The following is a 26272-nucleotide window of genomic DNA, read 5'->3' on the forward strand; positions in this document are numbered from 1 at the left end:
GGTGAAGATCTCAAAAACCCGATTTCCAGTAGACCGTAAGGCTGCTCCGCTTAAGTGAACAGCATTACGCAGCGATGCGGGCCTTTTTTATGCAAAATTTCCAGGTCAACAGAAATCAACTGTGGGAGCCGGGCTTGCCCGCGATAGCGGTCTGTCAGCTAATGCATCTGGTGCCTGACACGCCGCCATCGCAGGCAAGCCAGCTCCCACATTTTTACTGTGTATATCCTTTGGCTACGCGGCCTGCTGGAATTGCTGGCGGTACTGGTTGGGCGACAGCTCGGTGTGCTGCCGGAACAGCCGTGCAAAGAAGCTTGCGTCGTCGTAACCCACTTCATAACTGATGGTCTTGATGCTTTTACGGCTGCCGGACAGCAAGCCCTTGGCCGTCTCGATTCGCAACCGTTGCAGGTAATGCAGCGGCTTGTCGCCGGTGGCGGTCTGGAAGCGGCGCATGAAGTTGCGGATGCTCATGCCGTGTTCCCGGGCCACGTCTTCGAAGCGGAACTTGTCGGCGAAGTGCTCTTCGAGCCAATGCTGGATCTGCAGGATGATCACGTCCTGGTGCAGCTTCTGGCCGCCAAAACCGATGCGCCCGGGCGCATAGCTGCGCTGCACTTCATAAAGGATATCGCGGGCCACGGCCTGAGCGATGTTGGCGCCGCAGAAGCGTTCGATCAGGTAGATGTAGAGGTCGCAGGCCGAGGTGGTGCCGCCGGCGCAGTAGAGGTTGTCGGCGTCGGTCAGGTGCTTGTCCTGGTTCAGTTGCACCTTGGGAAAGCGTTCGCTGAAGGCGTTGAAGAAGCGCCAGTAGGTGGTCGCTTCCTTGCCGTCCAGCAGGCGGGCTTCGGCGAGCCAGAACACGCCGGTGGCCTCGCCGCACAGCACGGCGCCACGGGCATGTTGTTCGCGCAGCCAGGGCAGCACTTGTGGATAGCGTTGGCACAGTGAGTCGAAGTCGTCCCAGAAGGCCGGGAGCACGATGATGTCGGCGTTTTCGAGGCCGCCGTCCACCGGCATGATCACATCGCTGAAGCTGCGCACCGATTGCCCATCGGGGCTGACCAGGCGCGTTTCGAAGGCGGGAGTAAGGCCCTGGCCCAGCTGTTTGCCGTAGCGCAGGCTCGCGAGGTGGAAGAAATCCTTGGCTTGCATGAGGGTTGAAGCGAATACCCGATCAATGGCCAAAATGCTGACGCGCCGCAAGGGCGTGGAGATTTGGTTAGACATAATTTCATTTATTCTTATAGGGGAAAGTGGTCACCAGACGGCTGGATCGTCTTATTTTTTGTCGCATGTGTCCAGTGTCCTGTGACGCCTTCGCGGCTTAGGCTCTGTGATCCCGGTCTTGTCCGACAATTCACGCAGGTGACCCATGATTCCCAGAACCTTGTTCAGCTCGGAGCACGAACTCTTCCGCCAGAGCGTGCGCACCTTCCTCGAAAAAGACGCGGCGCCGTTCCACGGGCAATGGGAAAAGCAGGGCTATATCGACCGTAACCTGTGGAACAAGGCAGGGGAGGCGGGGATGCTCTGCTCGCATTTGCCGGAAGAGTACGGCGGCCTCGGGGCGGACTTTCTCTACAGCGCCGTGGTGATCGAAGAGATCAGCCGCCTGGGACTGACCGGGATTGGTTTCTCCCTGCATTCGGACATCGTCGCGCCGTACATCCTGCATTACGGCAGTGAAGCGCTGAAGCACAAGTACCTGCCCAAATTGATCTCCGGGGAGATGGTCACGGCCATCGCCATGACCGAGCCGGGTGCCGGGTCCGACCTGCAAGGGGTCAAGACCACCGCTGTACTGGACGGTGATGAATACGTGATAAACGGTTCAAAGACATTCATCACTAATGGCTTCCTGGCGGACCTGGTGATTGTCGTCGCCAAGACCGATCCCAAGGCGGGTGCCAAGGGCACCAGTCTTTTTCTGGTGGAGGCCAACACGCCGGGCTTCGACAAAGGCAAACGACTGGAGAAGGTCGGGATGAAGGCCCAGGATACGTCGGAGCTATTCTTCCAGGATGTGCGGGTACCTAAGGAGAATCTGCTGGGGCAGGCGGGGATGGGCTTTGCCTATCTGATGCAGGAGTTGCCGCAGGAGCGTCTGACGGTGGCGATTGGTGCGCTGTCGTCAGCCGAGGCGGCGTTGCAATGGACGCTGGAGTACACCCGCGACCGCAAGGCGTTCGGCAAGGCGATCATCGACTTCCAGAACACCCGCTTCAAACTGGCGGAGATTGCGACGGAAACCCAGATTGGCCGGGTGTTTGTCGATAAGTGCATGGAACTGCACCTCGAAGGCAAGCTTGATGTGCCGACGGCCGCGATGGCCAAGTACTGGGCCACAGACTTGCAATGCAAAGTGCTGGATGAGTGTGTGCAACTGCACGGGGGTTACGGTTTCATGTGGGAATACCCGATTGCACGGGCGTGGGCAGATGCGCGGGTGCAGCGGATTTATGCGGGGACGAATGAGATCATGAAGGAGATTATTGCGCGGGCGCTTTGAATTCTTGGTGTTTTTGAGGGCCTCTTCGCGAGCAAGCCCGCTCCCACATTCGACCGGGTTCCACCTTTGGAATGCAGTCGAATGTGGGAGCGGGCTTGCTCGCGAAGGCGGTCTAGGAATCAATCAAGGCGCAGGGTTCGGATGATCCTTCTGGATCGCCTCGATCCCCGCCAGCACCTCATCCGACAGTTTCAGATCGGCACTGGCGATGTTGCTGTCCAACTGCTCCAGAGTCGTGGCGCCAATGATGTTGCTGGTCACGAAGGGTTGCTGGGTCACAAACGCCAATGCCATCTGCGCCGGGTCCAGGCCGTGCTCACGGGCCAGTGCCACGTAACGGCTGCACGCAGCTTCCGACTGCGGGTTGAAGTAGCGGCTGAAACGGCTGTAGAGGCTCAGGCGACCCTTGGCCGGGCGTGCGCCACCTTCGTATTTGCCGCTGAGCATGCCAAACGCCAGTGGTGAATAAGCCAGCAAGCCACATTGCTCACGGATGGCGATTTCCGCCAGGCCCACTTCAAAGCTGCGGTTGAGCAGGTTGTAGGGGTTCTGGATCGACACCGCGCGGGTCCAGCCACGGGCTTCGGCCAGGGCCAGGAACTTCATGGTGCCCCACGGGGTTTCGTTGGACAGGCCGATGTGGCGGATCTTGCCGGCCTTGACCTGCTCATCCAGCGCTTCAAGGGTTTCTTCCAGCGGCGTCAGGTCTTCTTCGGCCTTGTGCTTGTAGCCCAGTTGGCCGAAAAAGTTGGTGCTCCGCTCCGGCCAGTGCAGCTGGTAGAGGTCGATCCAGTCGGTTTGCAAGCGCTTGAGGCTCGCGTCCAGGGCTTCGGCGATGTGCTTGCGGTTGTGCTTGAGGCTGCCATCGCGGATGTAGTCGATGGTGTTGCCGGGGCCGGCGATCTTGCTGGCGAGGATCCAGTCGGCACGGTCGCCGTGGCTTTTGAAGTAATTACCGATGTAGCGCTCGGTGGTGGCGTAGGTATCTGCCTTGGGCGGTACCGGGTACATTTCCGCGGTGTCGAGGAAGTTGATCCCGGCGGCCTTGGCCCGTTCGATCTGTGCGAAGGCCTCTGCCTCGCTGTTCTGCTCGCCCCAGGTCATGGTGCCCAAGGCTATCGCGCTCACGTTCAGATCGGTTCGGCCCAGCTGTCGATAGTCCATCGGGTACTCCTTCAGGGAAAACAATCATAAAAGCAGGTTGAAATTTTTTTGGCAATCTGCATAATTGCCCACCTCTTTCTGCAGTGGAAGTGATGCGCCGCCTGCCGAAGAATCTTGCCGTTGAACGGACGCGCCGACCCGAGCCCCCGATAGCGTCTGTATCCGGCTGCCTTTGACTTGTCAAAGTACGCACTATTCAGTAAGATCCGCCGTCTAATTTACAGGGCGGCCCCTGAGGCTATTAAAGAATGACAACTTTTACTGCAAAACCAGAAACAGTTCAGCGCGACTGGTTTGTCGTCGACGCCGCTGGTCAGACCCTGGGTCGTCTGGCCACTGAAGTCGCCAGCCGTCTGCGTGGCAAGCACAAGCCTGAGTACACCCCTCACGTTGATACCGGTGACTACATTGTCATCATCAACGCCGAGCAGGTACGTGTTACCGGCAACAAAGCGCAAGACAAAATGTACTACCGTCACTCCGGTTTCCCAGGCGGTATCAAGTCTTCGAACTTCGAAGGCCTGATCTCCAAAAAGCCTGAAGCCCCGATTGAAATCGCGGTCAAAGGTATGCTGCCGAAGGGCCCACTGGGTCGCGACATGTATCGCAAGCTGAAAGTCTATGCGGGCGCTGCTCACCCTCATGCTGCTCAGCAGCCCCAAGAACTGAAGTTTTAACGGAATAGTTCATTATGTCGGCGACTCAAAATTACGGCACTGGCCGTCGCAAAACCGCTACCGCTCGCGTTTTCCTGCGTCCGGGTACTGGTAACATCTCGATCAACAACCGCACTCTGGAAAACTTCTTCGGTCGCGAAACTGCCCGCATGGTAGTTCGTCAGCCGCTGGAATTGACCGAGACCGTTGAAAAGTTCGACATCTACGTCACCGTTATCGGTGGCGGTGTAAGTGGTCAAGCTGGCGCAATCCGCCACGGTATCACTCGCGCTCTGATGCAGTACGACGAAACCCTGCGTGGCGCTCTGCGCAAAGCTGGCTTCGTGACTCGCGATGCTCGTGAAGTTGAACGTAAGAAAGTTGGTCTGCGTAAAGCGCGTAAGCGTCCGCAGTACTCGAAGCGTTAATTCGCTTTTACGTTCCAGAAAACGCCCAGCCTCCTCACGGAGCTGGGCGTTTTTTATTGCCTGCTATTTATGTAAAAAAAACTCTGTGACAACTTGCCACATCCGTAGAGCCCCTATACTCAAAGGCTTGGAGCCAGTGCCGGGGGTAATTACCTTGTCAGACGTGGGGCTTTTCATTACCATTCGGCAAAATTTTTATAAGTTCAGATTTAACACTTAGTAGACGCCTGATTTAACAGGCCACAAAGCTGATGGGAGAGGACTGAATGAGCAATGACGGCGTGAATGCAGGCCGGCGTCGCTTCTTGGTAGCAGCCACATCCGTGGTGGGTGCTGCAGGAGCGGTGGGGGCTGCGGTCCCGTTCGTGGGGTCATGGTTTCCCAGTGCCAAGGCGAAAGCCGCAGGTGCACCGGTGAAGGTGAATATCAGCAAGATCGACCCAGGCCAGCAAATGATTGCTGAATGGCGCGGTCAGCCAGTGTTCATCGTTCGTCGTACCGAGGAAATCCTGGGAAATCTGAAGAAGATCGAGGGCCAGCTGTCCGACCCCGACTCGAAGAATTCCGACCAACCCGCTTACGTCGATAAGGAAATTCGCTCGATCAAGCCGGAGATTCTGCTGCTGATCGGTATCTGCACCCACTTGGGTTGCTCTCCCACCTTCCGCCCGGAAGTGGCGCCTGCGGACCTGGGCAAGGACTGGGTCGGGGGCTATTTCTGCCCGTGCCATGGTTCTCACTACGACCTCGCTGGCCGCGTCTACAAGTCACAACCTGCACCACTGAACCTGCCAGTTCCGCCACATCACTACGAGACTGACAGTGTCATTGTCATTGGCGTCGACGAGGGGGAGAAAGCCTGATGAGCAAGTTCATGGATTGGGTGGATGCGCGCTTCCCCGCGACCAAAATGTGGGAAGACCATCTCAGCAAGTACTACGCACCGAAGAATTTCAACTTCTTCTATTTCTTTGGCTCCCTGGCACTTTTGGTACTGGTCAACCAGATCGTTACCGGTGTCTGGCTGACGATGAGCTACACCCCGTCGGCCGAAGAAGCCTTCGCCTCCGTCGAGTACATCATGCGCGACGTCGAGTACGGCTCGATCCTGCGTCTGCTGCACTCCACCGGCGCCTCTGCGTTCTTCATCGTCGTCTACATGCACATGTTCCGTGGTTTGCTCTACGGGTCGTACCAGAAGCCCCGCGAGCTGGTGTGGGTGTTCGGCATGCTGATCTACCTGGCGCTGATGGCCGAGGCCTTCATGGGCTACCTGCTGCCGTGGGGCCAGATGTCCTACTGGGGTGCCCAGGTGATCATCTCGCTGTTTGGTGCGATCCCGGTCATCGGCAACGACCTGACCCAGTGGATTCGTGGTGACTACCTGATTTCCGGGATCACCCTGAACCGCTTCTTCGCCTTGCACGTGGTGGCCTTGCCGATCGTGATTCTCGGCCTGGTGGTGCTGCACATTCTGGCGTTGCACGAAGTGGGTTCGAACAACCCCGACGGCGTGGACATCAAGAAGCACAAGGACGAAAACGGCGTACCGCTGGACGGCATTCCGTTCCACCCGTACTACACCGTGAAAGATATCGTCGGCGTGGTGGTGTTCCTGTTCATCTTCTGCTCGATCGTGTTCTTTTTCCCGGAGATGGGCGGTTATTTCCTCGAGAAACCAAACTTCGAACAGGCGAACGCCTTCAAGACTCCGGAACACATTGCGCCGGTCTGGTACTTCACCCCGTTCTACGCGATCTTGCGGGCGATTCCCGACAAACTCATGGGCGTCATGGCCATGGGCGCGGCGATTGCGGTGCTGTTCGTGCTGCCTTGGCTCGACCGTAGCCCGGTCAAGTCCATGCGCTATAAGGGCTGGCTGAGCAAGATCTGGCTGTGGGTGTTCTGCATCGCGTTCGTGATCCTGGGTGTACTGGGCGTACTGGCGCCGACCCCGGAGCGTACGTTGCTGTCGCAGGTCTGCACCTTCCTGTACTTCGCCTACTTCATTCTGATGCCGTTCTACACCCGGCTCGAGAAGACCAAACCGGTACCGGAAAGGGTGACTGGCTGATGAAAAAATTATTCGTTGCATTCATTCTTGCGGCCCTGCCGCTGCTGTCTTTCGCCGCTGAACACGGCCCAGAGCTGGAAAAAGTCGACATCGACGTGTCGGACAAGGCCGCAATGCAGGACGGGCTGCGTACGTTCACCAACTACTGCATGGGCTGCCACAGCGCCAAGTTCCAGCGTTATGAGCGTGTGGCCGACGACCTGGGCATCCCCCATGATGTGATGCTCAGCCACTCGGTGTTCACCGGTGCGAAGATCGGCGACCACATGACCATCGGCATGCAGCCGACCGACGCCAAGACCTGGTTCGGGGCTGCGCCGCCCGACCTGACCCTGGTGGCCCGTGTACGGGGCACCGATTGGCTCTACGGCTACCTGAAATCCTTCTATGAAGACCCGTCGCGTCCCTACGGCGTGAACAACAAAGTCTTCCCGAACGTCGGTATGCCGAACGTTCTGGTCGGCCTGCAAGGCCGCCAAGTGGTAGGATGCAAGCAAGTACAAATCGTCGAAGACGGCAAGAAGCAGTATGATCCGCTCACCGGTACGCCTTTGACTCATGAAGCGTGCGATCAGCTGACCATAGTGCCGAAGACCGGCGCGCTGAACGAAGAGCAGTTCGACGAGAAGGTCAAGAATCTGGTGACCTTCCTGGCCTACTCGGCCAACCCAGTGAAGCTGCAGCATCAGCGCATTGGTACCTATGTGTTGCTGTACCTGGCCTTCCTCTTCGTGTTCGCCTATCTGCTGAAACGCGAATACTGGAAGGATGTGCATTGATCCAACCGTAAGTAATTGCTGTTAATCTTGCGCGCCCAGCGGCATCTCTGAAGGTAAGTCTGGTTTATCCAGGCGTCACGGAGATGCTCACTGGGCGCGCTCGTTTTTGAGCTTCCGATAATTTCAACAAGCGAGGAGGACCGCCATGGGCGTGACCAATCGGTTGGCCTGTTACTCCGACCCCGCCGACCACTATTCCCACCGAGTACGCATCGTGCTCGCAGAGAAGGGTGTCAGCGCAGAGATCATTACTGTGGAGGCTGGTCGTCACCCGCCGAAACTGATCGAAGTGAACCCTTACGGCAGCTTGCCCACCCTGGTCGATCGTGACCTGGCGTTGTGGGAGTCAACCGTGGTGATGGAATACTTGGATGAGCGTTATCCCCATCCGCCGTTGTTGCCGGTGTATCCGGTGGCGCGTGCCAACAGCCGCCTGCTGATCCATCGGATCCAGCGTGACTGGTGTGGCCTGGTGGACCTGATTCTGGATTCACGTAGCAAAGAAGCCGCCCGGGTTCAGGCGCGCAAGGAATTGCGTGAGAGTCTGACCGGTGTTTCGCCGTTATTTGCCGACAAACCTTTTTTCCTCAGCGAGGAACAAAGTCTGGTGGATTGCTGCCTATTACCCATACTCTGGCGCTTGCCGATTTTGGGCATTGAATTGCCGCGGCCTGCCAAGCCGCTGCTTGACTACATGGAGCGCCAGTTTGCGCGTGAGGCTTTCCAGGCGAGTCTGTCTGGTGTCGAACGCGATATGCGCTAAGGCTTAAGGAGCCGTTGATGAACTCCAGTCGACCTTACCTGGTCCGCGCGCTCTATGAGTGGATAGTGGACAACGATTGCACCCCGCACATGCTGGTCAATTCCGAGTTTCCCGCGGTTCAGGTACCGCAAGGTTTTGCCAGTGACGGACAAATCGTCCTGAACGTTTCACCTAGTGCCGTGCGACACCTGCACATGGACAATGAGGCGGTCAGCTTCGAAGGGCGTTTCGGCGGTGTGCCGCATACGCTGTTCGTGCCCATCGGCGCCATCCTTGGGATTTACGCCCGGGAAAATGGCCAGGGCATGGTGTTTGATCTGGAGTCGTCCCTTGCGGATGACGAAGCGATCGAGCTCGAAGGCGAAGATGATGTGCCGCCGCCGGATTCCGAGCCACCGCGTCCTACCGGTCGGCCGAGTCTGAAAGTGGTGAAGTAACAAGACGCGGGCCCTCGGGCCAGTGTTGAAAATGCCTCGGCGATGCCGGGGCATTTTTTTGTCTGGGGAAAACCTCGCCGGTTATAGATGAAAGTCATGACAGGACGGTGATCGTACAACCGCCATGGGCTATCATGCGTGCTTCAGATCGCCGAGACAGATGATTCATCATGGAAAACTCCAGCGCCGCCCCTCGTCTTCCCCGCAAGCGCCGCAGCCTTGCCCAGGAATTGGTCACGGTGTTGTCCGAGCAGATCCGCGACGGCCAACTCAAACGTGGCGACAAACTGCCCACTGAATCGGCGATCATGGACGCCCATGGGGTCAGCCGCACCGTGGTGCGTGAAGCCATCTCGCGATTGCAGGCGGCCGGGCAGGTGGAAACCCGCCATGGCATCGGCACCTTTGTGCTGGATACGCCAAGCCCCAGCGGTTTCCGGATAGACCCGGCCACTGTCGTTACCCTGCGGGATGTACTGGCCATCCTTGAACTGCGGATCAGCCTGGAAGTGGAGTCTGCCGGGCTTGCTGCCCAGCGTCGTAGCGACGAGCAATTGGCCGGCATGCGTGCAGCCCTCGATGCCCTGAACGAAAGTGCGGCCCACGCCGGTGATGCGGTGGCGTCGGACTTCCAGTTCCACCTGCAGATTGCCCTGTCCACCGGCAACCGCTACTTCACCGACATCATGACCCACCTGGGCACCAGCATCATTCCGCGCACGCGGCTGAACTCGGCACGCCTGGCCCATGACGACCAGCAGCACTACATGAGCCGCCTGAGCCGCGAACACGAAGAGATCTATGAAGCGATCGCTCGCCAGGACTCGGATGCGGCACGGGCGGCCATGCGTTTGCACCTGACCAACAGCCGTGAGCGGCTGCGCCATGCCCACGAAGAGGCAGAAGCGCAGCGCGGCTAATGCCTATTCAAATGTAGGAGCTGTCGAGCCCCGGCGAGGCTGCGATGCAGGCGCTGAGGTCTGGCAGGTTCACCGAGTCGATCCCATCGCAGCCTCGCTGAAGCTCGACAGCTCCCACAGATCTATGAAGCGATCGCTCGCCAGGACTCGGATGCGGCACGGGCGGCCATGCGGTTGCACCTGACCAACAGCCGTGAACGGCTGCGCCATGCCCATGAAGAGGCAGAAGCGCAGCGCGGCTAGTGCCTATTTAAATGTGGGAGCTGTCGAGCTTCAGCGAGGCTGCGATGCCGGCGCTGAGGTCTGGCAGGTTCAGCGAGTCGATCCCATCGCAGCCTCGCCGGGGCTCGACAGCTCCCACATTTGATTTTTGTTGCCTGGACTATTAGCTGGCCGGTTGGTTGGGCTTGTAGTCCTTGAGCAACAGATACGTACTCCAACCCCACCAGTCATTGGTCCACTGCTTGTCGTTCAGGTTGTTGACGTCCTTGCGCCGCAGCACCTTGTCGCCTTCTGCCTTGAACAGCGGTGAGAAGTTATTCGCCGGGTTTTGTGCGGCGTTCAGGTCCGGCACATACAGCGGCGCCTTGAAGTTGGCCGGGGAGGGCGCCACGCCACTGATAAAGGTTTCGAAGATCTCATCCGCCGATGCCTGTACGGCGCGCTTGACCATGGCTCGGTTGGCCGCGTCGCTGCTGTCGAAGTAGCGTTTATCACCGTAAGCGTGCCACTGATCGCCGAAGGCATTGCGCACATTGAGCCCGAACTTGCTGTCTTCATCGTGCATGAAGCGGCTGATCAGCGAGCCCAGTTCACCCGGGGTCACCACCGCCGCCAGTTGCTTGCGCGGTACCCGCAGGTGGCCGGCGGAAAACAGGTCGGTCAAAAAGTGATCAGCAAAGCTGTTCATGGCGTAAGCCAGTTCCAGCGCCTGGTCGGTGCCGGTCTGATGAGCGACGACGGCTTGTTGCAGGGCTGCCGTATGGCCCGCCAGATACGCCGCCAACGCCCATTCGCCGAAGTGGTCGGCATTGTCTGCCGCCAGTTTCAGGTAGCGTCCGAGTGGAATCAGAGCCGACACGGCACTGCCGCCGCCGGTGATGCGGTTCCATTCCTCGGACAAGGTGTCACCCAGTGCGTCATACGCTTCATGGGGTTGCTTGCCATCCTTGATCGCCTGGTTGACTGCATTGATCTCCTTTTGCATCACCGCGAGGATCTTGCCCGCTTCCTCTCGTGATGCCGGCAATACCGCCAACGAGTTGAACGCATCGGTAAAGCGCTGCACGCGGTCCGCAGGCGATGCGCCCTCGTTGATGGGGCGCCCGGGAATGCCATAGAAATCACCGCCCAGGGCAATGATCTGGCCGTAGCTCAGGGCCAGGCCGTTGGGCAGGTGCAATTCGACCTGCCGCGCGGGAATCGCCGGGGCGTCCTTGACGAAGCGCAACAAGGTATCGTCGCCGATGGCCGTGTGTTCTCCGCCTTCGAAGCGCAGGGTGGGTGGTCTTTTTTCAGGTGTGGCGAGTTCAAGATCTGACATGTTAGCTCCTTGCTATGTCGTAGGAATCTTCCGCAATAACTGTATGTATATACAGCTAAATCGAGCATAGAGGAATAATTTCCTACGTCAAGAACGTCGCGTTGACGCCTCAACCCATAGGAAGGTCGATGAATTGCAGTTGACGAATATTTTTATAGTTGTACGATGACGTACGACATTAAGATAACCGTCCGTAATCTCTCAACAGAAAGTCTTCGCCCAGGGTGTTCGAATAATGAATCCACAAGAACTGAAGTCCATCCTCTCTCACGGTCTGCTGTCTTTCCCGGTGACCGATTTCAACGCCCAGGGTGATTTCCACCAGGCGGGTTACATCAAGCGTCTGGAGTGGCTGGCCCCTTACGGCGCTACTGCCCTGTTCGCCGCTGGCGGCACCGGTGAGTTTTTCTCCCTGGCGGCCAGCGAATATTCGCAAGTGGTGAAAACTGCCGTCGATACCTGCGCCACCAGCGTGCCGATTCTTGCCGGTGTCGGCGGTGCCACCCGCCAGGCCATCGAGTACGCCCAGGAAGCCGAGCGTCTTGGTGCCAAAGGCTTGTTGCTGCTGCCGCACTACCTGACCGAAGCCAGCCAGGACGGGGTTGCCGCCCACGTTGAAGCGGTGTGCAAGTCGGTCAAGATCGGCGTCGTGGTCTACAACCGCAACGTCTGCCGCCTGACCGCGCCGCTGCTGGAACGCCTGGCCGAGCGCTGCCCGAACCTGATCGGCTACAAGGACGGCCTGGGTGACATTGAATTGATGGTGTCGATCCGCCGTCGTCTCGGTGACCGTTTCAGCTACCTGGGCGGCTTGCCGACTGCAGAGGTTTACGCCTCTGCCTACAAGGCCCTGGGCGTGCCGGTGTACTCCTCGGCGGTGTTCAACTTCATTCCAAAAACCGCGATGGATTTCTACCACGCCATTGCCCGGGAAGATCACGCCACCGTCGGCAAGATCATCGACGACTTCTTCCTGCCTTACCTCGACATCCGTAACCGCAAGGCCGGTTACGCCGTGAGCATCGTCAAGGCCGGGGCGAAAATCGTCGGCTATGACGCCGGCCCCGTGCGTACGCCGCTGACCGATCTGCTGCCGGAAGAATACGAAGCCCTGGCCGCGCTGATCGACAAGCAAGGCGCGCAATAACCCATCACCAAGGCCGCTGAGTAATCAGCGGCTTTTTGCGTCAGGAGAGAATTCGTGTCCCAAGCCAAGCGTTTTGAAAACTACATCGGTGGCCAGTGGGTTGCCGGCGCCGACTACTCGGCCAACATCAACCCGTCGGAGTTGTCTGATGTCATTGGCGAATACGCCAAGGCTGACCTCGCCCAAGTCCACGCGGCCATCGACGCTGCGCGCGCTGCATTCCCGGCGTGGTCCACTTCCGGCATCCAGGCGCGCCATGACTCCCTGGATAAAGTCGGCACCGAAATCCTCGCCCGTCGCGAAGAGCTGGGCACCCTGCTGGCCCGGGAGGAGGGCAAGACCCTGCCGGAAGCCATCGGCGAAGTGACCCGCGCCGGTAACATCTTCAAATTTTTCGCCGGTGAATGCCTGCGCCTGTCCGGCGACTACCTGCCGTCGGTGCGTCCGGGCGTAAATGTCGAAGTGACCCGCGAAGCGTTGGGCGTCGTTGGCCTGATCACCCCATGGAACTTCCCGATTGCCATCCCGGCCTGGAAGATCGCACCGGCCCTGGCCTACGGCAACTGCGTGGTGCTCAAGCCGGCTGAGCTGGTGCCGGGCTGCGCCTGGGCCCTGGCCGAAATCATCTCCCGCGCCGGTTTCCCTGCCGGTGTGTTCAACCTGGTAATGGGCAGCGGCCGTGTGGTTGGCGATGCCATGGTCAACAGCCCGAAAGTCGACGGCATTAGCTTCACCGGCTCGGTGGGCGTGGGTCGTCAGATCGCCGTCAGCTGCGTGTCGCGCCAGGCCAAGGTGCAGTTGGAAATGGGCGGCAAGAACCCGCAGATCATTCTCGACGACGCCGACCTCAAGCAAGCGGTCGAGTTGTCGGTGCAGAGCGCGTTCTACTCCACCGGCCAGCGTTGCACTGCGTCCAGCCGCTTTATCGTCACCGCCGGAATTCACGACCAGTTCGTCGCGGCCATGGCTGAGCGGATGAAGTCGATCAAGGTCGGCCACGCCCTGAAAACCGGCACCGACATTGGCCCGGTGGTTTCCCAGGCCCAGCTGGATCAGGACTTGAAGTACATCGACATCGGCCAGAGCGAAGGTGCCCGGTTGGTCAGCGGTGGCGAACTGGTGACGTGCGACACCGAAGGCTACTTCCTCGCGCCGACGCTGTTTGCCGACAGCGAAGCCGCAATGCGCATCAGCCGCGAAGAGATCTTCGGCCCGGTGGCCAACGTAGTGCGCGTGGCGGATTACGAGGCGGCGCTGGCGATGGCCAACGACACCGAATTCGGTCTCTCGGCCGGTATCGCTACCACGTCGCTGAAGTATGCCAACCACTTCAAGCGTCATTCCCAGGCCGGGATGGTGATGGTCAATCTGCCGACTGCCGGCGTGGATTACCACGTTCCATTCGGTGGCCGTAAGGGCTCATCCTACGGCTCGCGTGAGCAGGGTCGCTATGCGCAAGAGTTCTACACCGTGGTGAAAACCAGCTACATCGGTTCCTGACGGCAACACCCTGTGGCGGGTCCGTGCCCGCCACAGGCTTACAATTTGTTTACCCGCAAAAAAAATAATTAGTGGGAGTACATCTTCATGCAAGCGACCAAGCCGACCCATGTCCGCTATTTGATCCTGCTCATGCTGTTTCTGGTGACCACGATCAACTATGCCGACCGGGCCACCATCGCCATCGCCGGCTCCAGCCTGCAAAAAGACCTCGGCATCGACGCGGTCACCCTCGGTTACATCTTCTCCGCATTCGGTTGGGCCTACGTGGCCGGGCAAATTCCCGGTGGCTGGCTGCTGGACCGATTCGGTTCGAAAAAAGTCTATGCCCTGAGCATCTTCACCTGGTCACTGTTCACCGTGCTGCAAGGCTATGTCGGTGAATTCGGTGTATCCACGGCCATCGTTGCGCTGTTCATGTTGCGATTCCTGGTGGGCCTGGCTGAAGCGCCATCCTTTCCCGGAAATGCCCGCATCGTGGCGGCGTGGTTTCCTACGGCTGAACGGGGTACGGCCTCGGCCATCTTCAACTCGGCGCAGTACTTCGCCACGGTGTTGTTCGCGCCGCTGATGGGGTGGATCGTCTACACCTTCGGCTGGCAGCACGTATTCGTGGTGATGGGCGGCATCGGCATCGTGTTCTCGCTGATCTGGCTGAAAGTTATCCACAGCCCGCGCCAGCACCCGATGATCAACGAGGCTGAGCTCCAGCACATCGCTGCCAACGGGGCCATGGTCGACATGGACCAGGACAAGGGCAAAGGCAAGAAAACCGACGGGCCGAAGTGGGATTACATCCGTCAGTTGCTGACCAACCGCATGATGCTCGGCGTGTACCTGGGCCAGTACTGCATCAATGGCATTACCTATTTCTTCCTGACCTGGTTCCCGGTGTACTTGGTTCAAGAGCGCGGCATGACGATCCTCAAGGCCGGCTTCATCGCGTCCTTGCCGGCGATCTGCGGCTTTATCGGCGGCGTGTTGGGCGGAGTGATTTCCGACTACCTGCTGCGCAAGGGCCATTCGCTGACCTTCGCCCGCAAGGCGCCGATCATTGGTGGCTTGCTGATTTCCAGTAGCATCGTCGCGTGCAACTACGTGGACATCGAATGGATGGTGGTGGGCTTCATGGCCCTGGCCTTCTTCGGTAAAGGCGTTGGCGCACTGGGCTGGGCGGTGGTGTCCGACACTTCGCCGAAACAAATCGCAGGTTTGAGCGGCGGTCTGTTCAACATGTTCGGCAACCTGGCGTCCATCAGCACCCCGATCGTGATCGGCTACATCATCAGCACCACTGGCTCCTTCAAGTGGGCGCTGGTGTTCGTCGGTGCCAACGCGTTGCTGGCGGTGTTCAGTTACCTGGTGATCGTCGGCCCGATCAAGCGTGTGGTGCTCAAAGAGCCACCGGCCAAAGGCCCTGAGCTGACTAAACTTTCCCAAGCGCATTCCTGAAGGGGCCCGCGTCATGCAGTTGATTGAACATGCCGATTCGCCCCGCTCCATCCGTTTGCACGCGCTGGATAACGTGGTGATTGTGGTCAACGACCAGGGCGTACCGGCGGGGACCGAGTTTCCCGACGGCCTGGTGACGGTGGATTTCATTCCCCAAAGCCACAAGGTTACGCTGGAAGACATCCCCGAAGGCGGCCGGATCATTCGCTACGGCCAGACCATCGGTTATGCGTTGCGCCCGATTCCGCGCGGCAGTTGGGTCCAGGAAGATCAACTGCGCATGCCCACGGCGCCGCCGCTGGACAGCTTGCCGCTGTCCACCGAAGTGCCCGAGGCCCAGGCGCCGCTGGAGGGTTTTACCTTCGAGGGTTATCGCAATGCCGACGGCACCGTCGGCACGCGCAATATCCTCGGCATCACCACCACGGTGCAGTGCGTCACTGGGGTGCTGGACCACGCGGTGAAACGCATCAAGGACGAGTTGCTGCCCAAGTACCCGAACGTCGATGACGTGGTGGCGCTGACCCACAGCTACGGCTGCGGCGTGGCGATTACGGCCACCGACGCGTACATCCCGATCCGCACCGTGCGCAATCTGGCGCGTAACCCGAACCTGGGCGGTGAAGCCCTGGTGATCAGCCTGGGTTGCGAGAAGTTGCAGGCCGGGCAGGTGATGCACGACAACGACAGCTCGGTGGATCTGAGTGAACCGTGGCTGTATCGGTTGCAGGACTCCAGCCACGGCTTTACCGAAATGATCGAACAGATCATGGCATTGGCCGAAACCCGCCTGAAGAAACTTGACATGCGCCGGCGGGAAACCGTCCCGGCGTCGGAGTTGATTCTCGGCATGCAGTGCGGTGGCAGTGATGCGTTCTCGGGGATTACCGCGAACCCGGCGCTGGGGTATGCCTCGGATCTGCTGCTGCGGGCGGGCGCGACGGTGATGTTTTCCGAAGTGACCGAAGTGCGGGATGCCATCTACCTGCTGACTTCCCGTGCGGAAAACCAGGATGTAGCCCGTGAGCTGGTGCGGGAAATGGACTGGTACGACCGCTACCTGGCCAAGGGCGAGGCGGACCGCAGCGCCAACACCACGCCGGGGAACAAGAAGGGCGGGTTGTCGAATATTGTCGAGAAGTCGCTGGGGTCGATCGTCAAGTCGGGCAGCAGTGCGATCAATGGCGTGCTCGGCCCGGGGGAGCGGTTCAATCGCAAGGGCCTGATCTTTTGCGCCACGCCGGCCAGTGATTTTGTCTGCGGGACATTGCAGTTGGCGGCGGGGATGAACCTGCATGTGTTTACGACCGGGCGTGGTACGCCCTATGGGTTGGCGATGGCGCCGGTGGTGAAGGTCTCGACCCGGACGGAGCTGGCGCAGCGTTGGCCTGACCTGATTGACATCGACGCCGGGCGGATCGCCACCGGCCGGGCGACGATTGAGGAGCTGGGTTGGGAGTTGTTCCACTTCTACCTGGATGTGGCCAGCGGCAAGAAGCAGACGTGGGCGGAGCAGCACAAGCTGTATAACGACATTACGTTGTTCAATCCGGCACCGATTACTTAAGACCGAGTCGCCTGCTTCGCGAGCAAGCCCGCTCCCACATTTGACTGCATTCCAAAGGTAGAACTCGGTCAAATGTGGGAGCGGGCTTGCTCGCGAAAGCGGTAGTCCAGACGAAGCTGGCCATGCTGGCTTATCATTAGCCACCTACCGACGCCCACCCAAGGTTCTCCCCGGCATGCTGGCTATCTTCCTACAAACCCTGAACATCACCGCGCCGGTGTTTGCCATGCTGTTCCTGGGCGTCCTGCTCAAGCGCATCAACTGGATCAACGACAACTTTATCCACATCGCCTCGGCCCTGGTGTTCAACGTCACCATGCCGGCGTTGCTGTTCCTCGGGATTCTCCATGCAGACCTGCATTCAGCCCTAAAGCCCGGCCTGCTGATCTATTTCGCCGTCGCCACGCTGCTGAGCTTCGCCCTGGCCTGGGGCTGGGCGATCTTTCGGTGCCCGCGTGTAGACCGTGGCATTTACGCCCAAGGCGCATTTCGTGGTAACAACGGGGTGATCGGCCTGGCCCTGGCGGCCAGTATGTACGGCGACTATGGGATTTCCCTGGGCGCGGTGCTCGCGGCGCTGGTGATCCTGTTCTACAACACCCTGTCGACCATTGTACTGGCGGTGTACAGCCCGGTGATCAAGTCCGACCCGTGGAGCATCTTCAAGAGCGTGCTGGCCAACCCGTTGATCATCAGTGTGATCGCGGCGGCGCCCTTTGCGTACTTCCAGATTGGCTTGCCTGGCTGGCTGGAATCCTCCGGGCAGTACCTGGCGGACATGACGTTGCCATTGGCATTGATCTGCATCGGCGGCACGTTGTCGCTGGCGGCACTGCGCAAAAGCGGCGACATGGCCCTGAGTGCCAGCCTGATGAAGATGATCTGGCTACCGGTGCTCGCCACCCTTGGCGCATGGCTGCTGGGGTTTCGCGGGCCGGAGCTGGGGATTCTGTTCCTGTACTTCGGAGCGCCCACGGCGGCGGCCAGTTTTGTGATGGCGCGGGCGGCGGAGGGCAATCATGAGCTGGCGGCCGCGATTATCGTGATCACCACCTTGATGGCGGCGGTAACCACGAATATCGGGATTTTCGTGTTGCAGGCGGGCGGCTGGATCTAGGCGTCTTTCTGGTAGCTGTCGATCACTTCCTGAGCGGCGCGGAAGGCGTCAATCGCCGCCGGCACGCCGGCATACACCGCACAATGCAGCAGCGCCTCGCGAATCTCCTCCACGGTGCAACCGTTGTTCAGCGCGCCGCGCACGTGGCCCTTGAGCTCTTGCGGGCACTTGAGGGCGGTCAGCGCGGCGAGTGTGATCAGGCTGCGGGTTTTCAGCGGCAGCCCTTCGCGGTTCCACACGCTGCCCCAGGCATGCTCGTTGACGAAGTCCTGCAGCGGCTGGCTGAACTCGGTGGCATTGCCCAGCGCCCGATCGACAAACACATCACCCATCACCTGGCGGCGCACTTCAACGCCGGGCTTTTTCTGTTCGGTCATTGCGATTCCCTCTTGTGTTGGCGGCGCCAGGCTCGCAGCGAGGTGAACAACAGGAAAGCCACCAGCGCTGGCAGGACGTAATACAGCATCAGTTGTTCAAGCTTGTTGGCCAGCGGCATGCCGAAGGTGAACGACACCACATGCAGTCCGTACACCACGTACAGGCCCAGGAACACCAGGCCTTCGGCCCGAGTGACGCGGTAGCCCGAATAAAACACTGGCAAGCACAGGGCGACCACGCCGAGCATCACCGGTAAGTCGAAATCCAGGGCGTTGGGCGACACTGACAGCGGCGAGGGCGCCACCAGGGCAGTAAAACCCAGCACCCCAAGCAGGTTGAACAGGTTGCTGCCGATCACGTTGCCCACCGCAATTTCCCGCTGGCCGCGCAGGGCGGCGATCAACGAGGTGGCCAGGCAGGGGAGGGAAGTGCCGACGCCAATCAGCGTCAGGCCGATGATACGCTCCGACAGGCCCAGGTCAGAGGCCACATCCACTGCAGCGCCCAGCACCAGATGCCCGGCGAGTACCAGGATCAACAGCCCGCCGATCATCAGCAGCACGCTGCTCAGCCACGGCGCTTGCACCACGGTGTCCCGGGTGCGGGGGCGGCGGGAGTGGCGGGTCTGGTAGAGCAACACGCCGAGGTAGGCCACCAGGGCCACCAGCAGTAACAGGCCATCGACCGGCGTGAGTTCTTCATTGGCGGCGAGTACAAACACCAGCAGGCTGGCGAGGATCATCATCGGGATGTCCAGGCGCACCAGCTGCCGCGAAACCCGCAGCGGAATGATCAGGGCCGCCAGGCCAAGGGTCACGAGGGTATTGAAGATACTGCTGCCGATCACACTGCCCACGGCGATGTCGGTGTTGTCCGCCAAGGTGGCTTGCAAGCTGATCGCCATCTGCGGCGCACTGCTGCCAAAAGCGACGATGCTCAGGCCGATGATCAGCGGGCGCACCTTGAGGCTGGCCGCCAGGCGCACGGCGGCGCGCACCAATACTTCGGCACCGAAGATCAACAGCAGCAGGCCGCTGATGAGTTCGATCACGCTAAAGGGCGAGAGGGCGGTTAATGCGGAAATGGCCTGGGCTCCGTCGGTCAGTTGCTGAGGGCTTGCACGCGAACACGCGCGGTGCCGCTGCCTATCATACCCAGCTGTGCGGCGGCTTTGCGCGAAAGGTCGATCAGGCGCCCACGGGTGTGCGGGCCGCGATCGTTGATGCGGACAACGACGCTTCTGTTGTTGTCGAGGTTGGTGACCTTCACTTGCGTGCCGAAGGGCAGGCGACGGTGGGCGGCGGTCAAGGCATTCTGGTTGAACGGTTCACCGCTGGCAGTGCGATTGCCGTGGTGTTTGGCGCCGTAGTAAGAGGCGGTGCCGGTTTCGTCGTAGCCGTTGGGGTCGATGAGGCCGCTGGCGCAGCCGGCGAGCAGAGAGAACAAGGCCAACAGGCCGAGTAGACGCTTCATTCAAGGTGTCCCCGAAAGTGATGTGGAAACCGGCTTATGTGGGAGCCGGGCTTGCCCGCGATGCAAGCGCCTCGGTCTTTCAGGTGCACCGAGGTGATGCTATCGCAGGCAAGCCAGCTCCCACACAAGCCGGCTCCCGCAGTGAGGCGACCGCGATCAGCCTTCGAGTTTGCTTTTCAGCAGTTCGTTGACCTGTTGCGGGTTGGCCTTGCCTTTGGAGGCTTTCATCGCCTGGCCGACAAAGAAGCCGAACATCTTGCCGCGCTTGGCTTCATCCGCTGCACGGTACTGTTCAACCTGCTCCGAGTTGGCGGCCAGCATCTCGTCGAGCACGGCCGAAATCGCGCCGCTGTCGGTGACTTGCTTCAGGCCACGCTTCTCGATGATCTCGTCAGCATTGCCTTCGCCTGCGGCCATGGCTTCAAACACGGTCTTGGCGATTTTGCCGGAGATGGTGTTGTCCTTGATCCGCAGCAACATGCCGCCCAGTTGCTCGGCCGATACCGGTGCTTCGTCGATTTCCAGGCCCTGTTTGTTCAACAGGCTGCCCAGCTCAACCATCACCCAGTTGGCCGCCAGTTTGGCGTCGCCGGCGATGCTCACGACTTTTTCGAAGTAGTTGGCTTGCTCGCGGCTCGATGCCAGCACGCTTGCGTCGTACACCGAAAGACCGAACTGCTCTTGGAAACGCTCGCGTTTTTGCGGCGGCAGTTCCGGCAGGGTGGCGCGTACGTCAGCCAGGAACGAGTCCTCGATGACGACCGGCAACAGGTCCGGATCGGGGAAGTAACGGTAGTCGTTGGCTTCCTCCTTGCTGCGCATGGCGCGGGTTTCGTCTTTGTTCGGGTCGTACAGGCGGGTCTGCTGGATCACCTTGCCGCCGTCTTCGATCAGTTCGATCTGGCGACGCACTTCGGTGTTGATCGCCTTCTCGATGAAACGGAACGAGTTGACGTTCTTGATCTCGCAGCGGGTACCGTACTCGACCTGGCCTTTTGGCCGTACCGACACGTTGCAGTCGCAACGCAGCGAGCCTTCGGCCATGTTGCCGTCGCAGATGCCGAGGTAGCGCACCAGCGCGTGGATCGTCTTGACGTAGGCCACGGCTTCCTTGGCGCTGCGCATGTCCGGCTCGGAAACGATTTCCAGCAGCGGGGTGCCGGCACGGTTCAGGTCGATGCCGGTGGCGCCGTTGAATTCTTCATGCAGGCTCTTGCCGGCATCTTCTTCCAGGTGCGCACGGGTCACGCCGACACGTTTGATGGTGCCGTCTTCCAGCGGGATGTCCAGGTAGCCCTTGCCAACGATCGGCAATTCCATCTGGCTGATCTGGTAGCCCTTGGGCAGGTCCGGGTAGAAGTAGTTCTTGCGGGCAAACACGTTGTGTTGGCCGATCTCGGCATCGATGGCGAGGCCGAACATCACCGCCATGCGCACCGCTTCCTGGTTCAGCACCGGCAGCACGCCGGGCATGCCCAGGTCTACCAGGCTGGCCTGGGTGTTGGGCTCGGAGCCGAACGTGGTGGCGCTACCGGAGAAAATCTTCGATTGGGTGGCGAGCTGGGTATGAATCTCCAGCCCGATCACGACTTCCCATTGCATAGTGTTCTCCTCAGAAGCCGGTAGGGGTGCGAGTGTGCCAGTCAGTGTTCAACTGGTACTGGTGCGCCACATTGAGCAGGCGGCCTTCCTGGAAATACGGGGCGAGCAGTTGCACGCCCACCGGCAAGCCGTCGACAAAGCCTGCAGGCATGGACAAGCCCGGCAGACCGGCGAGGTTGGCGGTGATGGTGTACAGGTCTTCCAGGTACTCGGCGATCGGGTCGCCGGTCTTGGCGCCGATCTTCCAGGCCGGGTTCGGCGTGGTTGGGCCGAGGATCACGTCGACTTCATTAAAGGCTGCCATGAAGTCGTTCTTGATCAGGCGACGGATCTTTTGCGCCTTGAGGTAGTACGCGTCGTAGTAGCCGGCCGACAGGGCGTAGGCACCGACCATGATCCGGCGTTGTACTTCCGCGCCGAAACCTTCGCCACGGGAGCGCTTATAAAGGTCGGTGAGGTCTTTCGGGTTTTCGCAGCGGTAGCCGAAACGCACGCCGTCGAACCGCGACAGGTTGGAGGACGCTTCTGCCGGGGCGATCACGTAGTAGGCAGGAATCGCGTGCTGGTTGTTCGGCAGGCTGATTTCCTTGATCACGGCACCGAGCTTTTCCAGCGCCTTGATGCTGTTGTGTACCAGTTCGGCGATACGCGGGTCGAGGCCGGCGCTGAAATACTCTTTCGGCACGCCGATGCGCAGGCCTTTGATCGAGGTGTTCAGGCTGGCGCTGTAGTCCGGCACGGGTTCATCGATGCTGGTGGAGTCCTGCGTATCGAAGCCTGCCATGCCTTGTAACAAAATTGCGCAGTCTTCAGCGGTGCGAGCCAGAGGGCCGCCCTGGTCGAGACTGGAAGCGTAGGCAATCATGCCCCAGCGGGAAACGCGACCGTAGGTCGGTTTCAAACCGGTGAGGTTGGTGAACGCGGCCGGTTGGCGGATCGAACCGCCGGTGTCGGTGGCCGTGGCGGCAGGTAACAGACGAGCGGCAACTGCTGCAGCCGAACCACCGGACGAACCGCCTGGTACGTGCTCAAGGTTCCACGGGTTTTTCACCGCGCCGTAGTGGCTCGACTCGTTGGCCGAGCCCATGGCGAATTCGTCCATGTTGGTCTTGCCCAGGGTCACAGCCCCGGCAGCAGCCAGCTTGGCGACCACGGTGGCATCGTACGGCGCCTTGAAGTTATCGAGCATCTTCGAGCCGCAGCTGGTGCGAATGCCCTGGGTGCAGAACAGGTCTTTGTGGGCGATCGGCGCACCTAACAGGGCGCCGTTCTCACCGTTGGCGCGACGTACGTCGGCGGCCTTGGCCTGGCTCAGGGCCAGCTCTTCGGTGATGCTGATGAAGCTGTTGACCTTGGGGTTCAGCTCGGCGATACGCGCCAGCAAGGTCTTGGTCAGCTCTTCGGAAGAAAACTTTTTGTCGGCGAGACCGCGGGCGATCTCGGCCAGAGTCAATTGATGCATTGCAGGCTCTTTCCCTTTAGTCGATGACTTTCGGAACCAGGTACAGGCCGTTTTCGACCGCTGGCGCGATGGACTGGTAGGCCTCGCGATTATTGCGCTCGGTCACGACGTCGGCGCGCAGGCGCTGGCTGGCTTCCAGCGGGTGAGCCAGGGGCTCGATGCCGTCGGTATTCACGGCTTGCATTTGGTCGACCAGCCCGAGAATGCTGTTCAGGGCTGCGGTGGTCTGTGGAAGATCAGCTTCATTGAGGCCAAGACAGGCCAAATGAGCGATTTTTTCCACGTCGGAGCGTTCAAGCGCCATGGGATTCTCCAGTGGAAAACAGAACGGAAGCTATCCGTGTGTTAGATTGTAGGAACACTACCGCATTTCTACGGTCATATGGCCGCGATTGTGGGGGTTGGTGCACAGAAAGTCGGCCAATTTAGCACATTGGCGCCTTGCCCAAAATCCCTGTCGTTGTTAGAGTTTGCCGCACTTTTTTACCCACGCGTTGCCTAGGGTCCCTTTCCCATGTTCAAGAAACTGCGTGGCATGTTTTCCAGCGATCTTTCCATCGACCTGGGCACTGCCAACACCCTTATTTACGTGCGCGAGCGCGGTATCGTCCTGAATGAGCCATCGGTTGTGGCCATTCGGACCCATGGTAATCAGAAAAGTGTCGTTGCCGTTGGCACCGAGGCCAAGCGCATGCTTGGCCGAACACCGGGCAACATCGCTGCCATTCGTCCGATGAAGGATGGCGTGATTGCCGACTTCAGCGTCTGCGAAAAGATGCTGCAGTACTTTATCAACAAGGTTCACGAAAACAGCTTTTTGCAGCCCAGCCCTCGTGTGCTGATCTGCGTTCCGTGCAAGTCCACCCAGGTGGAGCGTCGTGCCATCCGTGAATCGGCCCTTGGCGCCGGTGCCCGTGAAGTGTTCCTGATCGAAGAGCCGATGGCTGCTGCGATCGGTGCCGGCCTGCCGGTTGAAGAAGCGCGCGGTTCGATGGTGGTGGATATCGGTGGTGGTACCACTGAGATCGCCCTGATTTCCCTCAATGGTGTGGTGTATGCCGAATCCGTACGGGTTGGTGGCGACCGCTTCGACGAAGCGATCATCACCTACGTGCGTCGCAACTACGGCAGCCTGATCGGCGAATCCACCGCCGAGCGCATCAAGCAGGAAATCGGTACCGCTTACCCGGGCGGCGAAGTTCGCGAAGTTGATGTTCGCGGTCGCAACCTGGCCGAAGGCGTTCCACGTGCCTTCACTCTGAACTCCAATGAAGTGCTGGAAGCTCTGCAAGAGTCCCTGGCTACCATCGTTCAGGCTGTGAAGAGCGCCCTGGAGCAATCGCCTCCGGAACTGGCTTCCGATATCGCCGAGCGTGGCCTGGTACTGACCGGTGGTGGCGCCTTGCTGCGCGACCTCGACAAGTTGCTGGCCCAGGAAACCGGTCTGCCAGTGATCGTCGCTGAAGACCCGCTGACCTGCGTCGCCCGTGGCGGTGGCCGTGCACTGGAAATGATGGATAAACACACCATGGACCTGCTCTCCAGCGAATAAGCGTTTGCTGGTTTGCCCATGTTTCGCTCACAGGCAGCACTTTGCAGTGCTGCCTGTTGGCGTTTATCTTCTTCAATCTGCATCCAGGCCGGTTTGATGCCGTATGAATAAAGAAAACATTTGCCTGGGAGGAGCGGCTTATTAAACCGCTTTTTTCCAAAGGCCCCTCATTGGGCGTGCGCCTGTTGGTGCTGGTCGTGCTATCGGTTGCGCTGATGGTGGTCGATGCCCGCTTCACACTGCTCAAGCCAGTGCGTAGCCAGATGTCGCTGGTCCTGATGCAGACGTACTGGATCACCGATCTGCCGCAGCGCCTCTATCAGGGTGTGGCCAGCCAATTTGGCAGCCGCACCGAGCTGGTGGCCGAGAACGAAAAACTCAAGACCGAAAACCTGCTGCTGCAGGGGCGCATGCAAAAGCTGGCGGCCCTCACCGAGCAGAACGTTCGGCTGCGCGAGTTGCTCAATTCCTCCGCGCTGGTCAACGAGAAGGTCGAAGTGGCCGAGTTGATCGGCATGGACCCGAACCCCTTCACCCATCGCATCATCATCAACAAGGGTGAGCGCGACGGCGTGGTCCTTGGCCAGCCGGTGCTCGATGCCCGTGGCTTGATGGGCCAGGTGGTGGAGTTGATGCCTTATACCTCCCGCGTGCTGTTGCTGACCGACACCACCCACAGCATTCCGGTGCAAGTTAACCGCAACGGCCTGCGGGCGATTGCCAGCGGTACCGGTAACCCGGAACGCCTGGAGTTGCGTCACGTCGCAGACACCGCTGACATCAAGGAAGGCGACCTGCTGGTCAGCTCGGGCCTTGGCCAGCGTTTCCCGGCGGGTTATCCGGTTGCGACGGTCAAGGAAGTGATCCACGATTCCGGCCAGCCATTCGCCATCGTGCGCGCCGTGCCGACCGCTGCGTTGAACCGCAGCCGTTACCTGCTGCTGGTGTTCAGCGACAACCGCACCCCGGAAGAGCGCGCCAACGAAGCTGCCCAGGCCCAGGAAGCGGAAGACAAGCAAAACGGCACGGCGCCGATTATCCCTGCGACCGTGCCAAAGCCGGCCGCACCCGCCGCACCGGCAGCGGTTCCTGCAACGCCAGCCGCGCCGGTCGCGACGCCGGTCAAGCCTGTAGCCCATAGCGCACGTCCGGCCAAGCCTGCGGCTGCAACACCTGCCGCTGCCAAACCGCCTGCCGCCACCAAGCCACCGGCTGCGGCCCCGGCAACCACTCGGCAGAGGGAAGAATAATGGCCGGTACTCATTCGCGTAACGGCTGGATTGTCTGGCTGACCTTTGCCATCGGCTTGCTGCTCAGCGTTTCGCCGCTGCCGCAATTCATGGAGATCCTGCGTCCGTTGTGGCTCGCCTTGTTGCTGGCATTCTGGGCCCTGGCGCTGCCGCACAAGGTCGGGATGGTCACGGCCATGTGCCTTGGGCTGATGGAAGATGTGCTCTACGGCACCTTGCTCGGCCAGAACGCGCTGATCCTGACCCTGATCACCTTCCTGGTGCTGTCGTTGCAGCAGCGTCTGCGCATGTTCCCCATGTGGCAACAGTGCCTGGTGATCCTGGTGATCTTCGGCCTGGCGCAGTTGGTACAGCTGTGGCTCAGTGCCTTGACCGGCAACCGCCAACCGACCCTCGCGCTGGTGTTGCCGGCGCTGGTCAGCGCGCTGTTGTGGCCTTGGGTCAGTTTTGGCCTTCGTGGGTTGCGTCGTCGCTATAAAATCAATTGAATGGATCG

General features: G+C 60.0%; 27 protein-coding genes. 18 read left to right on the plus strand and 9 right to left on the minus strand.

Annotation, left to right across the window (positions count from 1 at the left end):
* Window positions 1–234 precede the first annotated feature (234 nt).
* The gene (locus K0H47_RS07660; RefSeq protein WP_219272360.1) at window positions 235–1155 is read right to left on the minus strand and encodes a GlxA family transcriptional regulator; all 921 of its coding nucleotides are present in this window, start codon (window positions 1153–1155) and stop codon (window positions 235–237) included.
* 220 nt (window positions 1156–1375) lie between these two features.
* Between K0H47_RS07660 and K0H47_RS07665 the strand changes: the two genes are divergently transcribed.
* Entirely contained in the window at window positions 1376–2512 is a 1137-nt protein-coding gene (locus K0H47_RS07665) for an acyl-CoA dehydrogenase family protein (protein WP_003216028.1), read from the plus strand.
* A gap of 123 nt (window positions 2513–2635) precedes the next feature.
* Here the strand turns inward: K0H47_RS07665 and K0H47_RS07670 are convergent, their stop codons facing one another.
* Entirely contained in the window at window positions 2636–3676 is a 1041-nt protein-coding gene (locus K0H47_RS07670) for an NADP(H)-dependent aldo-keto reductase (RefSeq protein WP_201140139.1), read from the minus strand.
* 248 nt (window positions 3677–3924) lie between these two features.
* On the opposite strand from K0H47_RS07670, the gene rplM reads away from it, so the two are divergent.
* From rplM to K0H47_RS07715, 9 genes are all read left to right on the plus strand, one after another.
* Window positions 3925–4353 (plus strand): 50S ribosomal protein L13, encoded by a 429-nt coding sequence (rplM, locus tag K0H47_RS07675; RefSeq protein WP_003216032.1) that lies wholly within the window; start codon window positions 3925–3927, stop codon window positions 4351–4353.
* A 14-nt stretch (window positions 4354–4367) separates the two neighbouring features.
* Entirely contained in the window at window positions 4368–4760 is a 393-nt protein-coding gene (gene rpsI / locus K0H47_RS07680) for a 30S ribosomal protein S9 (protein ID WP_003216038.1), read from the plus strand.
* A 266-nt stretch (window positions 4761–5026) separates the two neighbouring features.
* Complete coding sequence (gene petA, locus K0H47_RS07685; protein ID WP_017477750.1) at window positions 5027–5623, plus strand: ubiquinol-cytochrome c reductase iron-sulfur subunit; 597 nt, start codon at window positions 5027–5029, stop codon at window positions 5621–5623.
* Window positions 5623–6834, plus strand: a complete 1212-nt coding sequence (locus tag K0H47_RS07690) for a cytochrome bc complex cytochrome b subunit (protein ID WP_017477749.1) — start codon at window positions 5623–5625, stop codon at window positions 6832–6834. Before petA ends, K0H47_RS07690 begins: the two co-directional genes overlap by 1 nt.
* Window positions 6834–7613 carry a cytochrome c1 gene (locus tag K0H47_RS07695; protein ID WP_063027120.1) on the plus strand — a complete coding sequence of 260 codons (780 nt, stop codon included), beginning with the start codon at window positions 6834–6836 and terminating at the stop codon, window positions 7611–7613. Before K0H47_RS07690 ends, K0H47_RS07695 begins: the two co-directional genes overlap by 1 nt.
* Before the next feature lie 145 nt (window positions 7614–7758).
* Window positions 7759–8376 (plus strand): glutathione S-transferase N-terminal domain-containing protein, encoded by a 618-nt coding sequence (locus tag K0H47_RS07700; RefSeq protein WP_010170749.1) that lies wholly within the window; start codon window positions 7759–7761, stop codon window positions 8374–8376.
* 17 nt (window positions 8377–8393) lie between these two features.
* Complete coding sequence (locus tag K0H47_RS07705) at window positions 8394–8813, plus strand: ClpXP protease specificity-enhancing factor (RefSeq protein WP_063027122.1); 420 nt, start codon at window positions 8394–8396, stop codon at window positions 8811–8813.
* Window positions 8814–8983: 170 nt separating this feature from the next.
* Window positions 8984–9733, plus strand: a complete 750-nt coding sequence (locus K0H47_RS07710) for a FadR/GntR family transcriptional regulator (RefSeq protein ID WP_008437251.1) — start codon at window positions 8984–8986, stop codon at window positions 9731–9733.
* Between the two features lie 60 nt (window positions 9734–9793).
* Window positions 9794–9976, plus strand: a complete 183-nt coding sequence (locus K0H47_RS07715; protein ID WP_177026213.1) for an FCD domain-containing protein — start codon at window positions 9794–9796, stop codon at window positions 9974–9976.
* A gap of 142 nt (window positions 9977–10118) precedes the next feature.
* Here K0H47_RS07715 and K0H47_RS07720 read toward each other — a convergent pair whose 3' ends face one another.
* Complete coding sequence (locus tag K0H47_RS07720) at window positions 10119–11276, minus strand: hypothetical protein (protein WP_063027124.1); 1158 nt, start codon at window positions 11274–11276, stop codon at window positions 10119–10121.
* Between the two features lie 235 nt (window positions 11277–11511).
* On the opposite strand from K0H47_RS07720, the gene kdgD reads away from it, so the two are divergent.
* From kdgD to K0H47_RS07745, 5 genes are all read left to right on the plus strand, one after another.
* On the plus strand, window positions 11512–12423 hold the full coding sequence (kdgD, locus tag K0H47_RS07725) for a 5-dehydro-4-deoxyglucarate dehydratase (protein ID WP_219272316.1): 912 nt from the start codon (window positions 11512–11514) through the stop codon (window positions 12421–12423).
* A 54-nt stretch (window positions 12424–12477) separates the two neighbouring features.
* Window positions 12478–13923: an aldehyde dehydrogenase family protein gene (locus K0H47_RS07730; protein ID WP_003216060.1), complete on the plus strand. Its 1446-nt coding sequence runs from the start codon at window positions 12478–12480 to the stop codon at window positions 13921–13923.
* Between the two features lie 87 nt (window positions 13924–14010).
* On the plus strand, window positions 14011–15375 hold the full coding sequence (locus tag K0H47_RS07735; RefSeq protein ID WP_063027126.1) for an MFS transporter: 1365 nt from the start codon (window positions 14011–14013) through the stop codon (window positions 15373–15375).
* A 13-nt stretch (window positions 15376–15388) separates the two neighbouring features.
* Window positions 15389–16942 (plus strand): galactarate dehydratase, encoded by a 1554-nt coding sequence (gene garD, locus K0H47_RS07740; protein WP_219272318.1) that lies wholly within the window; start codon window positions 15389–15391, stop codon window positions 16940–16942.
* Between the two features lie 175 nt (window positions 16943–17117).
* Window positions 17118–18059 (plus strand): AEC family transporter, encoded by a 942-nt coding sequence (locus K0H47_RS07745; RefSeq protein ID WP_219272320.1) that lies wholly within the window; start codon window positions 17118–17120, stop codon window positions 18057–18059.
* Here the strand turns inward: K0H47_RS07745 and K0H47_RS07750 are convergent.
* The 6 genes from K0H47_RS07750 to gatC all read right to left on the minus strand — a co-directional run bounded on the left by K0H47_RS07750 (window position 18056) and on the right by gatC (window position 23278).
* Complete coding sequence (locus K0H47_RS07750) at window positions 18056–18436, minus strand: carboxymuconolactone decarboxylase family protein (protein ID WP_063027132.1); 381 nt, start codon at window positions 18434–18436, stop codon at window positions 18056–18058. The genes K0H47_RS07745 and K0H47_RS07750 overlap by 4 nt on opposite strands.
* Complete coding sequence (locus K0H47_RS07755) at window positions 18433–19488, minus strand: calcium/sodium antiporter (protein ID WP_219272322.1); 1056 nt, start codon at window positions 19486–19488, stop codon at window positions 18433–18435. The genes K0H47_RS07750 and K0H47_RS07755 overlap by 4 nt, the downstream gene beginning before the upstream one ends.
* 50 nt (window positions 19489–19538) lie before the next feature.
* Window positions 19539–19910 carry a septal ring lytic transglycosylase RlpA family protein gene (locus K0H47_RS07760; protein ID WP_093205155.1) on the minus strand — a complete coding sequence of 124 codons (372 nt, stop codon included), beginning with the start codon at window positions 19908–19910 and terminating at the stop codon, window positions 19539–19541.
* Between the two features lie 156 nt (window positions 19911–20066).
* Window positions 20067–21512, minus strand: coding sequence for an Asp-tRNA(Asn)/Glu-tRNA(Gln) amidotransferase subunit GatB (gene gatB, locus K0H47_RS07765; RefSeq protein ID WP_177026174.1), 1446 nt, complete (start codon window positions 21510–21512; stop codon window positions 20067–20069).
* A gap of 10 nt (window positions 21513–21522) precedes the next feature.
* Complete coding sequence (gatA, locus tag K0H47_RS07770) at window positions 21523–22974, minus strand: Asp-tRNA(Asn)/Glu-tRNA(Gln) amidotransferase subunit GatA (RefSeq protein WP_017477740.1); 1452 nt, start codon at window positions 22972–22974, stop codon at window positions 21523–21525.
* Between the two features lie 16 nt (window positions 22975–22990).
* The gene (gene gatC, locus K0H47_RS07775; RefSeq protein WP_003216077.1) at window positions 22991–23278 is read right to left on the minus strand and encodes an Asp-tRNA(Asn)/Glu-tRNA(Gln) amidotransferase subunit GatC; all 288 of its coding nucleotides are present in this window, start codon (window positions 23276–23278) and stop codon (window positions 22991–22993) included.
* Window positions 23279–23488: 210 nt separating this feature from the next.
* Here gatC and mreB point away from each other — a divergent pair, with 210 nt between their 5' ends.
* The 3 genes from mreB (at window position 23489) to mreD (ending at window position 26264) form a co-directional block, all read left to right on the plus strand.
* Window positions 23489–24526: a rod shape-determining protein MreB gene (gene mreB / locus K0H47_RS07780; protein ID WP_002555108.1), complete on the plus strand. Its 1038-nt coding sequence runs from the start codon at window positions 23489–23491 to the stop codon at window positions 24524–24526.
* A gap of 140 nt (window positions 24527–24666) precedes the next feature.
* Entirely contained in the window at window positions 24667–25776 is a 1110-nt protein-coding gene (gene mreC, locus K0H47_RS07785; protein WP_081585352.1) for a rod shape-determining protein MreC, read from the plus strand.
* Window positions 25776–26264 carry a rod shape-determining protein MreD gene (gene mreD / locus K0H47_RS07790; protein WP_003216081.1) on the plus strand — a complete coding sequence of 163 codons (489 nt, stop codon included), beginning with the start codon at window positions 25776–25778 and terminating at the stop codon, window positions 26262–26264. Before mreC ends, mreD begins: the two co-directional genes overlap by 1 nt.
* The last annotated feature ends 8 nt before the right edge of the window (window positions 26265–26272 follow it).

The sequence above is a fragment of the Pseudomonas sp. Xaverov 83 genome, assembly GCF_019352905.1.
Lineage (GTDB): Bacteria > Pseudomonadota > Gammaproteobacteria > Pseudomonadales > Pseudomonadaceae > Aquipseudomonas > Aquipseudomonas yamanorum.